The organism is Allobrachymonas wangyanguii (genome assembly GCF_045055315.1).
GTDB lineage: Bacteria > Pseudomonadota > Gammaproteobacteria > Burkholderiales > Burkholderiaceae_C > Brachymonas > Brachymonas wangyanguii.
The window spans coordinates 731,189-743,722 of sequence record NZ_CP173677.1 but is presented as its reverse complement, the minus strand read 5'-3'; the positions used below and the strand labels follow the sequence as shown (position 1 = coordinate 743,722).

15 protein-coding genes and 1 other RNA gene are annotated in these 12,534 nt (G+C 64.6%); 12 read left to right on the top strand and 4 right to left on the bottom strand.

Annotated features, from left to right (window positions below; all coding sequences use genetic code 11):
• Nucleotides 1–32: 32 nt before the first annotated feature.
• From ACI3EV_RS03485 to ACI3EV_RS03475, 3 genes are all read right to left on the bottom strand, one after another.
• Nucleotides 33–260, bottom strand: a complete 228-nt coding sequence (locus ACI3EV_RS03485; RefSeq protein ID WP_329769880.1) for a hexameric tyrosine-coordinated heme protein — start codon at nucleotides 258–260, stop codon at nucleotides 33–35.
• A 101-nt stretch (nucleotides 261–361) separates the two neighbouring features.
• Nucleotides 362–922, bottom strand: coding sequence for a flavodoxin family protein (locus ACI3EV_RS03480; RefSeq protein WP_337690911.1), 561 nt, complete (start codon nucleotides 920–922; stop codon nucleotides 362–364).
• Nucleotides 923–968: 46 nt separating this feature from the next.
• Nucleotides 969–1,412: a DoxX family protein gene (locus ACI3EV_RS03475; protein WP_329769882.1), complete on the bottom strand. Its 444-nt coding sequence runs from the start codon at nucleotides 1,410–1,412 to the stop codon at nucleotides 969–971.
• Between the two features lie 136 nt (nucleotides 1,413–1,548).
• Between ACI3EV_RS03475 and ACI3EV_RS03470 the strand changes: the two genes are divergently transcribed.
• The 7 genes from ACI3EV_RS03470 to ACI3EV_RS03440 all read left to right on the top strand — a co-directional run bounded on the left by ACI3EV_RS03470 (nucleotide 1,549) and on the right by ACI3EV_RS03440 (nucleotide 8,379).
• Nucleotides 1,549–2,508 (top strand): LysR family transcriptional regulator, encoded by a 960-nt coding sequence (locus ACI3EV_RS03470; protein WP_337690913.1) that lies wholly within the window; start codon nucleotides 1,549–1,551, stop codon nucleotides 2,506–2,508.
• A gap of 27 nt (nucleotides 2,509–2,535) precedes the next feature.
• Nucleotides 2,536–3,441, top strand: a complete 906-nt coding sequence (gene gluQRS, locus ACI3EV_RS03465) for a tRNA glutamyl-Q(34) synthetase GluQRS (RefSeq protein ID WP_337690915.1) — start codon at nucleotides 2,536–2,538, stop codon at nucleotides 3,439–3,441.
• A 117-nt stretch (nucleotides 3,442–3,558) separates the two neighbouring features.
• On the top strand, nucleotides 3,559–3,801 hold the full coding sequence (locus tag ACI3EV_RS03460) for a hypothetical protein (protein ID WP_329769885.1): 243 nt from the start codon (nucleotides 3,559–3,561) through the stop codon (nucleotides 3,799–3,801).
• 121 nt (nucleotides 3,802–3,922) lie between these two features.
• Nucleotides 3,923–4,678 (top strand): tRNA (guanosine(46)-N7)-methyltransferase TrmB, encoded by a 756-nt coding sequence (gene trmB, locus ACI3EV_RS03455; RefSeq protein ID WP_337690917.1) that lies wholly within the window; start codon nucleotides 3,923–3,925, stop codon nucleotides 4,676–4,678.
• A gap of 70 nt (nucleotides 4,679–4,748) precedes the next feature.
• Nucleotides 4,749–6,242 (top strand): malonyl-CoA decarboxylase, encoded by a 1,494-nt coding sequence (locus ACI3EV_RS03450; RefSeq protein ID WP_329769887.1) that lies wholly within the window; start codon nucleotides 4,749–4,751, stop codon nucleotides 6,240–6,242.
• Nucleotides 6,243–6,429: 187 nt separating this feature from the next.
• Nucleotides 6,430–7,086: an adenylate kinase gene (gene adk / locus ACI3EV_RS03445; RefSeq protein ID WP_329769888.1), complete on the top strand. Its 657-nt coding sequence runs from the start codon at nucleotides 6,430–6,432 to the stop codon at nucleotides 7,084–7,086.
• 57 nt (nucleotides 7,087–7,143) lie between these two features.
• On the top strand, nucleotides 7,144–8,379 hold the full coding sequence (locus ACI3EV_RS03440) for a tetratricopeptide repeat protein (RefSeq protein ID WP_329769889.1): 1,236 nt from the start codon (nucleotides 7,144–7,146) through the stop codon (nucleotides 8,377–8,379).
• Between the two features lie 11 nt (nucleotides 8,380–8,390).
• On the opposite strand, the gene ACI3EV_RS03435 is transcribed toward ACI3EV_RS03440, so the two are convergent.
• The gene (locus tag ACI3EV_RS03435) at nucleotides 8,391–9,377 is read right to left on the bottom strand and encodes an asparaginase (RefSeq protein ID WP_329769890.1); all 987 of its coding nucleotides are present in this window, start codon (nucleotides 9,375–9,377) and stop codon (nucleotides 8,391–8,393) included.
• Nucleotides 9,378–9,484: 107 nt separating this feature from the next.
• Between ACI3EV_RS03435 and lexA the strand changes: the two genes are divergently transcribed.
• From lexA to ffs, 5 genes are all read left to right on the top strand, one after another.
• Nucleotides 9,485–10,135 carry a transcriptional repressor LexA gene (gene lexA, locus ACI3EV_RS03430; RefSeq protein ID WP_329769891.1) on the top strand — a complete coding sequence of 217 codons (651 nt, stop codon included), beginning with the start codon at nucleotides 9,485–9,487 and terminating at the stop codon, nucleotides 10,133–10,135.
• A 151-nt stretch (nucleotides 10,136–10,286) separates the two neighbouring features.
• Nucleotides 10,287–10,715: a hypothetical protein gene (locus ACI3EV_RS03425; protein WP_329769892.1), complete on the top strand. Its 429-nt coding sequence runs from the start codon at nucleotides 10,287–10,289 to the stop codon at nucleotides 10,713–10,715.
• 185 nt (nucleotides 10,716–10,900) lie between these two features.
• On the top strand, nucleotides 10,901–11,926 hold the full coding sequence (locus tag ACI3EV_RS03420) for a D-2-hydroxyacid dehydrogenase family protein (RefSeq protein ID WP_329769893.1): 1,026 nt from the start codon (nucleotides 10,901–10,903) through the stop codon (nucleotides 11,924–11,926).
• A gap of 98 nt (nucleotides 11,927–12,024) precedes the next feature.
• Nucleotides 12,025–12,342 carry a quaternary ammonium compound efflux SMR transporter SugE gene (gene sugE / locus ACI3EV_RS03415; protein WP_337690923.1) on the top strand — a complete coding sequence of 106 codons (318 nt, stop codon included), beginning with the start codon at nucleotides 12,025–12,027 and terminating at the stop codon, nucleotides 12,340–12,342.
• 68 nt (nucleotides 12,343–12,410) lie between these two features.
• An RNA gene (ffs, locus tag ACI3EV_RS03410) (signal recognition particle sRNA small type) lies at nucleotides 12,411–12,507 on the top strand.
• Nucleotides 12,508–12,534: the final 27 nt, after the last annotated feature.

Sequence of the window (12,534 nt, the reverse complement as noted above, 5' to 3'; positions counted from 1 at the left end):
GGGCCTGCTGCCGTCCGCGCCCGGAGGGTTTGTCACTTGCGCCAGTAGTTGTTGGCTGCAGCCACAGTCTGGAAGTTGACCGCGACCACATGCGATGCCGCGGTCAGCGCATCGGCAGAGTTGGCGTAATGGGCACGCAACTCCTTCAGTACGACCGGATCAGGCTGGGTGTACTTGACGCCGCGGCGGCTGAGCGTGATCGCCAGCTCGAAGCCTTGTTGCGGGGTGTCGGTGATCAGGGAATCGAGCCAGGTATCCATGGATTGCTCCTCACACAGGATGGGTTCAGTGGGTGAGGGTCATGGTAGCCCATGGGTGCTGCCCGGTCTGCAAAGCACCCATGGCAGGCAAGTGATTGCACTCAGCCTTGCTGCCAGCGCGCCGCAGCAGCAGCCACGCGCTCGCCATAGGCCCGCGCGGTATCCAGATCGCCTTGCAGCATCTCTTCCACGCTGGCGTCAGATGGCGTCTGCGCCATGGCACCGGCGTAGGCACCGAGGTAGTTGGGATCGTTGCGGCCGGCCTCCTTGTGGCTGGCGGGCAGCTGGCCCAGGCTGACCCAGAGGCCGCCATGCTGGCTGGCCAGCGACTGCAGGTACTGCAGCGTGACCTGCTTGTCGCCGTTCATGCCGGCGCTGTTGGTAAAGCCGCCAAACAGCTTGTCTTTCCAGGCCTGCACGAACCACTTCTTGGAGGTGGCATCGGCAAAGCGCTTGAACTGCCAGCTCGGGCCGGCCATGTAGGTGGGTGCGCCAAGAATGATGGCGTCTGCCGCATCCAGCAGCTTCCAGGCCGGTTCAGGCAGGTTGCCATCGGCATCAATGGCGATGGCGCGGGCCCCGGCACCGTCGGCCACGGCCTGCGCCATGCGCTGGGTATGGCCGTAGCCGGAATGGTAGACGACAACAATCTTGGCGGACATGGGCAGCTGCTCCTGAAAACAATCAGGCAGCTAGCTTAGCAAACTCTCAGGCGCGGCGTGCGTCCAGTGACAGGCGACCGGCACCTGCGGCTGCCAGCACCAGCAGGCCACCCACCACAGCGATGTTCTTGTTGAACAGCAGCTGTTGCACCATTTGCGCATCAGCCGGGGCAGACCAGTAGGCGTGGAAGAAGAAGCTCGCCACCAGCGTGAAGCCGCCCAGCACCAGCGCGGCAATGCGGGTACGGAAGCCGACGATCAGGGCCAGCGCGCCGAGGATTTCAACCGCTGCACCGACGATGGCGGCCAGTTCTGGCAGGGGCATGCCGACGGACTGGATATAGCCCACGGTACCGGCAAAACCGGTCAGCTTGCTGATACCGGCAGGCAGGAACAGCGCTGCCAGCAGCAGGCGGCCGATCAGGTTGGCGGAATCGGCAGCGGTGCTGGACGAAGAAGAGGCAGTCTGGAAAGCAGTGGTTTGGGACATGATGATTACCTGTATGAAAAATAATGAGTGAAAACTGGTGCAGCCCGTCTTGGCCGAACCACGATGTGTATGGTAGAACTCGTCCCATCAATCAATAACGATCTATATTGATGTCAACATTCAAATTTTTTGAACCATGAATCTGGACCACCTGCACGACCAGCTCAACCCGGCCAATCTGCGCATGCTGCAGGCGATTACCGATCACGGCAGTTTTGCCGCTGCCGCGCGCGAACTGGATCTGGTGCCCAGCGCGCTCAGCTACCGCGTGCGCCAGCTGGAAGACGCGCTCGACGTGCTGCTGTTCAACCGCCAGGGGCGCCGCGCCATTCCCACCGCTGCCGGCCTGGAGCTGCTGCAGGAAGGTGCGCGCCTGCTGACCGAAACCGGCCGCATTGCCCAGCGCGTGCGCCGCATCGCCACCGGCTGGGAATCGCACCTGAGCATCGTGATGGACAACCTGATCGATAGCGGCACCGTGCTGGAGCTGTGCCAGGCGTTTTTCGAGCTGGGCGCGCCCACGCGCATCCGCATCCGCGAAGAGGTGATGAGCGGCACGCTGGAGGCGCTGAGTCTGGGCCAGGCCGATCTCGCTATTGGCGTGGTGCTCGATACCGGCTGGAACGACCACCTGATCGAGGCGCGCCATCTGGGCGATGTGGAATTCGTCTATGCGGTGGCGGCCAGCCACCCGTTGGCGGCGATCGACCGGCCGCTGACGCCGGATGACCTGCTGCAGTATCGCGCCGTCGCCGTGGCCGATAGCGCCTCGCGCGGCCAAGGGCGCACCGTTGGCCTGCTGGCGGGCCAGGACGTGCTGGCGGTACCGAACATGGCGACCAAGATCACGGCCCAGCTCTGCGGCATCGGCGTCGGCCATGTGCCGCTGCATCTGGTGCAGCCGCATCTGGATCGCGGTGCGCTGGTGCGCAAGGAGCTGGCGCAGGAACAGCACGAAACCCATTTTTCCAGCTACTACGCCTGGCACCGTGGCAAGCAGCTGCAAGGCCAGGCACTGCAATGGTGGCTACAGCAGCTGGACAGCCCGGCCACGCAATGCGCGCTGCTCGCCGGCCACCAGCGCCAGCGTTGCTGAGGCACTTGCTACACTGCCGGCTGCCTCATGTATATCGGTCGATTCGCCCCCTCCCCCACCGGCGCGCTGCACGCCGGCTCACTGGTCGCCGCACTGGCCAGCTGGCTGGATGCGCGCGCCCATGGCGGACGCTGGCTGGTGCGTATCGAGGATGTGGACACGCCGCGCTGCAGCCCGGCGTACAGCGCGCAAATCCTGCAGCAGCTGCATGACCACGGTCTGCATCCGGATGAGACTCCGGTACTGCAATCAGAACGCAGTGCCCATTACGAACAGGCGCTGCAACAACTGATCGATACCGGACTGGCCTACCCCTGCGGCTGCTCGCGCAAGGACATTGCGACGGCGCTGGCTGCCAGCGGCCAGCAGCAGGCGCGCCATGGCGAACTGGTCTACCCCGGCACCTGCCACCCCTCACGTGGCGGGCTGCAGGGCAAGCCGGCGCGCGCCTGGCGGCTCGATGTCGCGGCCTGCCTGCAACGCATCGGCCTACCGCCCGATGGCAGCGTGCACTGGCAAGATCGCCGGCTGGGCGCGCAGCAGCAGCCGGTGCTGCAAGCCGTGGGCGACTTCGTGCTGCGTCGTGCCGATGGCCTCTGGGCCTACCAGCTGGCGGTGGTGGTGGACGACGCGCTGCAAGGCATCACCGATGTGGTGCGCGGCGAGGACCTGGCCGACAACACCGCGCGCCAGATCGTGCTGCAGCAGGCGCTCGGCCTGCCGGCGCCACGCTACCTGCACACGCCGCTGGTGCTGGGCCCGAATGGCGAAAAGTTGTCCAAGCAGAATGCGGCGCAGCCGCTGCCGGCCGGACAGGAAATGGACAACCTGCAGCTGGCCGCCCAGGCACTCAACCTGCCAGCGCAGTCGGCCAGCACGCTGGACGCCCTGCTCGCCAGCTGGATTCCGCACTGGCAGCAACGCTATCCGTAACCGGCAGATACCCGCCGTCACCCCGGAGTCACGCCCGCGTCATGCCGCACTGCTACGGTAGCCGGGTGGCATCTGCATCATGCCCGCCCTGTCCACCCGATGCACGAGGAGATTCCCATGAGCGATACAAGCAAGCTGCTGGCCGCCGCCGATCTGGCCGACCGCTACATCGAAACCATCCTGTCCACCCAGCCCGACCTGCTGGTGGGTGACATCGTCGATTGCGACAGCTCCGAAGTGGGCGCGCTGGCCGAGCGCCTGGCCCACTACCGCGAAGCCCTGATCAACGAACTGCAGGGCCAGCCGCTGCCCTACGATTACTACGACGACGAAGACGACGAGGAAGAAAGCGAGGACTGAGCTGATTCAGCGTCCTGTCGGCGCATCGGCACTGCCGATCCCGGCGCGCATCGGGTACGATGCAGTCTGACCAGGTCGCCCAAGAGGCGGCCTCCCTGCATTGCTGGCTTCAAGAGACTTCATGAGCTCCGATACCCCGTCCCTGCCCACCCCCGATTCTTCCGATGCCGCTCCTGCCCCCGAGGGCGTGGCGCATCCGCGCACCATCCGCAGCTTTGTGCGCCGCACCGGCCGCGTCACCACCGGTCAGGCCAAGGCCTACGCCGAATTCGGTGATCGCTTCCTGCAACCCTACACCGCCGAAGCACTCGACATGGAGCAGGCCTTTGGCCGCCAGGCCCCCGTGGTGCTGGAAATCGGCTTTGGCATGGGCGAAGCCACGGCACATATCGCCGGTGTGCTGCCCGACACCAACTTCCTCTGCTGCGAAGTGCACGAACCCGGCGTGGGCGCGCTGCTCAAGCGCATCGGCGAACAAGGCCTGCAGAACATCCGCATCTGCGCGCACGATGCCGTCGAGGTGATCGACCAGATGCTGCCGCATGGCAGCCTGCACGGCGTGCACGTGTTTTTCCCCGACCCCTGGCACAAGAAGCGCCACAACAAGCGCCGCCTGATCCAGCCACCGCTGGTACGCAAGCTGGCCGAACGGCTGGCGCCGGGCGGCTATATCCACTGCGCCACCGACTGGCAGCCCTATGCCGAACAGATGCTGGAAGTGCTCGGTGCCGAGGTCATGCTGCGCAACACCAGCCCGCACGCGCACGGCTACGCCGACAAGCCGCACTACCGCCCGCTGACCAAGTTCGAGAACCGCGGCCTGCGCCTTGGCCACGGCGTCTGGGATCTGGTGTTCGAACGCCAGCCGCTGGATTGAGCCGATCCCGGTTGAAGCATTCCTGACCATCCCCAGCTACAGAGATCATTCACAGACACAGGAGAAAACCATGCCCACCACCAGCTCCCCCAGCAGCACCTTCAGCCGCCAACTGGCCCGCCTGCTGCCCCAGGCGCTGTCAACCGTGGGCATGAGCGGCCTGGTCGATGCACCACGCCAGGGCAACAAGCCCGATCCGCGCACCCCCACCCGCTCCACCCAGGAGCGCATGGACGCCTACCTGCGCGTGGAGCCGGAACAGCTGAGTCCGCGCAACTTGCGCAAGCTGCTGGCCGAGCTGCAGGCGATTGTCGAGCCGCGCATCAGCGAGGCCGAGGCGATCCGCCAGGCGCAGCCCTTTGTCGACTGGTACCTGCAGGCCGATGCGGAATCGCGCGCCGACGCCTGGCGCCTGATGACCGAGCAGTTTGCGCCCGATACCGCCAAGGTACGCCAGGCCAAGCAGCAGTACGATGCCGCCCTCGGCACGGCAGAAGAAGCCCAGGCCGAAATCCGCCTGCGCAAGGCTTTCCATTCGCCGCGCACACGTCTGCTGCAGCGCATCAGCGCCACCCGCCACGGCATGCGCTTCCTGCTGGACCTGCGCACCGAACTGATGCCCCAGCTCAAGCGCGAACCGGCGCTGCTGCCGCTGGACGCCGAGCTGGAGCACCTGTTCACCGGCTGGTTCGATATCGGCTTCCTGCAGTTGCAGACCATCAACTGGGATTCACCCGCATCGCTGATCGAAAAACTGATCAAGTACGAGGCAGTGCACGATATCGTCAGCTGGGACGATGCCAAGAACCGGCTGGACCACGATCGCCGCTGTTTCGCCTTCTTCCACCAGCGCCTGCCCAACGAGCCGCTGATCTTTGTCGAGGTCGCGCTCACGCGCGAGCTGGCCGACAACATGGTGCCGCTGCTGGACGTCAGCGCCGGCGATGTCGATCTGGCCCGTGCCAACACCGCCATCTTCTACTCCATCAGCAACACCCAGACCGGCCTGCGCGGCGTCGGCTTTGGCGATTCGCTGATCAAGCGCGTGGTCGAGGCGCTGCAGACCGAACTGCCGCAGATCAAGCGCTTTGCCACGCTGTCGCCGATTCCCGGTTTCCGCAAGTGGCTGGAGCAGGAACAGAATGCCGAAAGCGTGGCGCAAGCCACCACGCCCAAGCTGCGCCAGCCGCTGGTCGAGGCCAGCGGCCTGTCCGAAGCCGACTGGATGCGCCAGTGGCCGGCCAAGATCGACAGCACCCTGCCGCGCGACGCCAATCACCCGGCGCAGCAACTGCTGCGCGGCGCGGCGGCGCGCTACCTGAGCAGCCTGAACGAACGCGGCCAACCGCTTGATCCAGTAGCGCGCTTCCACCTCGGCAACGGTGCCCGGCTCGAGCATGTGCATTGGCTGGCTGACCCTTCGGCCAAGGGCCAGCGCCAGTCCTGGGGCCTGATGGTCAACTACCTGTACGACCTGGGTCGGCTGGATCGCCATCGCGCCATGCTGGCCGAAGGCAAGGCCGCACTCTCGCGTGAAGTGATGCGCCTGGCGCAGCTCGGCTGAGCCCATCCGGGCAAACCCTGAATATCACGCCCGGACAAACTGTTGCTACAGCTGGTTGCCATGGTATTCTTGGGTGTTCCCTTGCGCCAGGCGGTGCGGGAGGAAGACAGGTGACCTGCGGGTCACCCATGACAAACAAGCATCCCGGACCTGATTCCGGGCTCCGAACCAGACCAAGGATCCACCTATGAAACTGATTCTCCTGGGCGCACCCGGCGCCGGCAAGGGCACGCAAGCCAACTTCATCTGCCAGAAATACGGCATCCCGCAGATCTCCACCGGCGACATGCTGCGCGCTGCCGTCAAGGCCGGCACGCCGCTGGGCCTGGAAGCCAAGAAGGTGATGGACGCCGGCGGTCTGGTCAGCGACGACCTGATCATCAACCTGGTGAAAGAGCGCATCGCCGAAGCCGACTGCGCCAATGGTTTCCTGTTCGACGGTTTCCCGCGCACCATCCCGCAGGCCGAAGCCATGAAGGAAGCCGGCGTCAAGCTGGACTACGTGCTGGAAATCGACGTGCCCTTCGATGCCATCATCGAACGCATGAGCGGCCGCCGCAGCCACCCTGCTTCCGGCCGTACCTACCACGTCAAGTTCAACCCGCCGAAGACCGAAGGCGTGGACGACATCACTGGCGAACCGCTGGTGCAGCGCGATGACGACAAGGAAGAGACCGTCAAGAAGCGCCTGGACGTCTACAGCCAACAGACCCGTCCGCTGGTCGACTACTACAGCAACTGGGCCAAGGAAGACCCGGCAGCTGCGCCCAAGTACCGTGCCATCAACGGCATGGGCAGCGTTGACGAGATCACCCAGGCTGCGTTTGCTGCGCTGGCGAACTGATCGGCTGATCTGACACCCCAAGGAGCTGCCTGCAGCTCCTTTTTTATTGCAGGCAACATGGCTTCGACATCGCACCCAAAAAAATGGCATCACCCCAGCCAGGACCACTGGTTGCAGGGTCGGCAGGCGCAAGCGATCCAGACCCTGATTGCTCACCTGAATACCCTGGGCAGTACCAAGCCGGTCGACATGCTGCAGCAGCTGGCGTACTACTTTTACGGCCAGCAGGACTACCGGTCTGCCGCCACGATCACGGCACAGGCATTGGCACAATGCCCTGACGATCCGGCCATCCTGGCCAATATGGCGACCTGCTGCAGCAAGGCCGGCCAGCTGGAACAGGCCGTGGAGTATGCCCGCAAGGCTGCCCGGCTGCAGGCGGACAACGCACTCGCCTGGGACGTGCTGGCCGCTTCGCTACGACGTATTGGCCAACTGGAAGAAGCACGCGAGGCCGGCAGCACCTCGCTGCGCATCAAGGACCAGGCCCAGCCGTCTGCCACGCCTGGCTGGCAACTGCCCGCTGGCAAGCCGTCCGAGCTGGCCTTGCAGTCCGGCAAGCAGCACGTGATCGCCTTCTCGCTCTGGGGCAAGCAGCCACGTTACCTGCTGGGCCTGCTGCAGAACGCACTGATGGCACCGGTGATCTACCCCGGCTGGGAGCTGCGCTGCTACCTGGACGATTCGGTCCCTGCCGATTACGTTATAGCGCTGGAACAGCTCGGTGTGGACGTACGCCGGCAGCCGACCGGGCAAAGCCTGCGCGAGCGCCTGTGCTGGCGCTTCCAGGTAGCAAATGACCCGGGCGTCGGCTATTTTCTCTGCCGTGATGCCGATTCCGTCATCAATCCCCGTGAAGAGCAGGCAGTACGCGAATGGCTGGATTCCGGGCGCTGGTTCCACACCATGCGCGACTGGTGGAGCCATACCGACCTGATGCTGGCCGGCATGTGGGGTGGCGTGGCCGGAGTGCTGCCGCCGTTGGCACCCATGCTGCTCGCCTACCACTCCGGCGCGGTGGAAACTGCCAATATCGACCAGTGGTTCCTGCGCGACCGGGTCTGGTGCATGGTGCGGCAATCCTGCCTGATCCACGACCGCTACTTCAGCCTGCATGACAGCCAGCCCATGCCCTGCTTGCAACCTGGGCAGACCGACCATGTCGGCATGGACATGACCGCGGTCATGCCAGGCCGGCAGTTGCGCATACTGGCACCGTGGATTCGCGAACTGGCTTGTCTGGCTCCGTTGCGACCAGCGCTGCAACAGGTACTGCAGCATGCCGCCGGCTGACCGGCATCCGCTCAACTGGCCTTCAGCAGCAAATCCAGTAACAAGGCGATGCGCGCCTTGACCGGCGTCAGCGGCAAGCCATCCTCCAGCGCCAGCGGGACAGCTGCGGCCGCTCCAGGCACGACATGGCCAGCCAGGCAGCGGCTGCTGCGCCAGACCGGCACACCCTGCTGCTGCGCCAGCGTAGCCGCCTGCTCCAGGCTGTGGTGCAGGGTGGCATTGCCGGTGCCCGACAGCACCAGCCCGTGCACTCCCGCCTGCAACAGCGCCTGTAGCGCGCGCGCACTGCTGCAGGCATGGCTGGCCAGCAGCTCCACCCAGGGCCAGTCGCTGGCCGGCGTGTCCTGCACCTGGCGCCACAAGCGGCTATCCGCCTGCGGCCAGGGCGCTGCCGTACGCAGCCAGCGCACGCTACCCTCTTCCATCCACGCCAGCAGGCCGGCATCACCGGGAGAAAACGCATCCAGCCGATAAGGATGGATCTTGCTGACCTCGCTGGCAGCAAACACCTTGCCCGCCACCACGGCCAGCACGCCACAGGCCCGCGCATCTGCCGCCAGCGTCAGGGCATCGGCCAGGTTCTGCGGGCCATCGCTGAGGCGCGCCGTGGCCGGACGCATCGCCGCCGTCAGCACCACCGCCTTGCCCTGTTGCTGCCAGCTGCCTGGCGCTGCAGCCAGCACCCGTTGCAGGAAGTAGGCGGTTTCTTCCAGCGTATCGGTGCCATGCGTAATCACCACGGCACGCACATCCGGTCGTGCCAGCGCATCGGCACAGGCCTGTGCCAGCTGCTGCCAGATAGCAATTTCCATGTCCTTGCTGTCAATCTGCACTAGCTGCCGTGCCTCCAGCGCATGGCGCCCGTCGCCTAGCGCCTGCGCGGCCTCCAGCAGGGCTGCAACCGGGCGTTGCGCGGCCTGGTAGGCAACGGCTTCGGCCGCACTGGCAGCCTCGCCGGCAATCGTGCCACCTGTGGCCAAAACAACAATTTTTTCCATTTGGGCGATTTCCTCTTGCCAAAGGCAAAAAGCTGGTTAAAAATACAGGTACTGTATGTGCAAACAGCATGTATGCATCCCCAGACCCCTAACCGGCAGTGTAGACTATGAAACCCGCGATCAAACTCACCGCTCGCCAGCAACAGATCCTGGACCTGATCCAGCAGGCCATTGCCAATACCGGCGCGCCTCCCACGCGTGCCGAAATTGCAGCCGAACTCGGCTTCAAGTCGGCCAACGCTGCAGAAGAACACCTGCAGGCGCTGGCTCGCAAGGGCGCCATCGAACTGGTCAGCGGCACCTCACGCGGTATTCGCCTGCGCCACCCCGAAGGCGATGCCCAGCCTGGCATGCTTGAAGCCCTGTCGCAACTGGCGCTGCCACTCGTTGGCCGTGTCGCCGCCGGCTCGCCGGTATTGGCACAGGAGCATGTCGATACGGTCTACCACGTCGCCCCCACGCTGTTTGCCCACAAGCCTGACTATCTGCTGCAGGTACGCGGCATGTCCATGCGCGATGTCGGCATCCTCGATGGCGACCTGCTCGCCGTGCAGGCCACGCAAAACGTGCGCAACGGCCAGATCGTCGTCGCCCGCGTCGGTGACGAGGTCACCGTCAAGCGCTACGAGCGCCGCCCCGACCACATCGCCCTGCACGCAGAAAATCCGGACTACCCCACCATCGTGGTCCAGCCCGGCGAACCCTTCGCCATCGAAGGTCTGGCCGTTGGCCTGATCCGCAACAGCGTGCTCATGTAAGCACATTCCTTAAGCACACCCCTTTTCCCAGGCTGCCACAAGGTGGCGGGCGTTGTTGATGCTGCCTCACGGGTGGCAGGGACAACCCTTGCGGTCAGCCAGCATTCCCAATCCTGCCTATGTGTCACCACAAGCCCATAGGAGCACCACCATGAATGCCAATACCACCTTCCAGGCCATCCGCAACTGGTTCACCGGCCAGCAGTCTGAAGCTGCCCAGCGCCCCATGGCCATCCTGCGCGATGAAAGCCAGGCCTACAAGCCAGCCAACACCACCGCAGCGACGCGTCCGCAACTGCCAGCAACGCGGCCCTACAGCGCGGCCGCCCGCCTGGCCCTGCGCCAGGCTAGCCAGCAGTCTCAAGCCACACTGCAGCTGGTACCCGCCACAGCAGCGACCCGCCCGCCTTCCCGCCTGTATGCCGCAGGCCGCACACCGGCCCTGCAAACTGGCGGCCATCCGCGTCAGCTAGCTGCAGTTACACTCGAGCACCTCTACCTGAGCGGCAAGCTGTCCGAGGTATGCCAGCAGCTGGAGCAACTGGTGGCCCAGGAAGAGCAATTCCTGCGTCTGGGCTGAAGTGGCACGCGCACGCTGGCAATAGCCAGTCGCGTGCGCCTCACTGTCGCGTCAAGCCACGACTGAAACTGGCAACACATCGGGGGCGCGCCCGCAAGTGTTTCAAATTGCAAGCTTTCGGCAGTGAATGCAAATTTGCGCCTTGTCATCGCTGTTTTTACTTCAGCTTTGTGCACAATGTGCGCATGAACATTGTGATTCTGGACGATTATCAGGACGCCGTGCGCAAGCTGCCCTGCGCCCACAAGCTGGATGCCTTTAACGCCAAGGTGTACACCAACACCGTCAAGGGCATCGGCCAGCTGTCGGTACGCCTGAAAGATGCCGACATCATCGTCCTGATCCGTGAGCGCACCGCTCTCAACCGCTCGCTGCTGGAAAAACTGCCGCGCCTCAAGCTCATCGTGCAGACCGGCCGCGTGGGTGACCATCTGGATCTCAACGCCTGTACCGACCTCGGCATTGCCGTGGCGGCCGGTACCGGCTCGCCCTACGCCGCCGCCGAGTTGACCTGGGGCCTGATCATGGCCGCCAGCCGCCGTATTCCACACTACATGGCCAATCTGCGCCATGGCGTCTGGCAGCAGTCCGGTCTCAAGGCGTCTTCCATGCCGCCCAATTTCGGCATCGGCACCGTGCTACGCGGCAAGACACTCGGCCTGTGGGGCTTTGGCCAGATCGGCAAGCTGGTCGCCGGCTACGGCAAGGCCTTTGGCATGCAGGTCCTGGTAGGCGGCAGCGATCGTGCCCGCAACGAGGCCGCACAACTCGGCTACACCCCGGCCCTGAGCCAGGAGCAGCTGTTTGCTGACAGTGACTATCTGAGCCTGCACCTGCGCCTGACGCCCGAAACGCGCGGCACGGTGCGCCTGGAAGACCTGCTGCGCATGAAGCCGACCGCCACCCTGGTCAACACCGCGCGCGCCGAACTGTTGCAGCCCGATGCCCTGATTACCGCACTCAACCGTGGCCGTCCCGGCATGGCCGCCATCGACGTATTCGAGAACGAACCGGTACTGCAGGGCCAGGCCCTGCTGCGCCTGGAAAACTGCCTGTGCACGCCGCATATCGGCTATGTCGAGCAGGAAAGCTACGAGCTGTATTTCAGCCAGGCCTTTGACAGCATCCTGGCCTGGCTGGATGGCAAGCCGATCAATCTGGTGAATCCGCAGGCGCTGGAAATCCGCGACCGCCAGCTGGCCAGCCGCTGAGCGATCTGCTACCATTTTCATTTGCAGGAGGACGACCTCCCCCATTCCGGGCACATGTTGCGGGACGACCCGACCACACCCTGGAAAGGAGTCCCCTCATGGCATGGATTGCCCTCTTGCTCGCCGGCCTGCTCGAAATCGTCTGGGCCACCAGCATGAAGCTGTCGCACGGTTTCACCCGTCTCACCCCCTCGCTCGTCACGCTGGTCGCCATGGCCTTGAGCTTCTGGCTGCTCAGCGTCGCCATGCGTACGCTGCCGCTTGGCACTGCCTACACGATCTGGACCGGCATCGGTTCCGTGGGCGCCTTCATCGTCGGCATCGTGATACTGGGAGAGCCACTCACGGCCATGCGCCTGGTCGCCGCCGTGCTGATCGTCTCCGGCCTGGTATTGATGAAACTGTCAGCCTCGTAAACGCAGAAGCAGACAATCGATGCCCCCTGTTACGGTTACAGTGGGCATCCTGGTCTACAATGGTGGGCGACGGGCCTTCCCGCATGGTGAAGCGGCCAACCGGGTCAGGTGGGGAACCAAGCAGCCCTAACTGTGTAGCCAGTGCCGGGGTCAAGGCTCGTCACCCTTTTCCAATTTCCTGTTGTCTTTCAA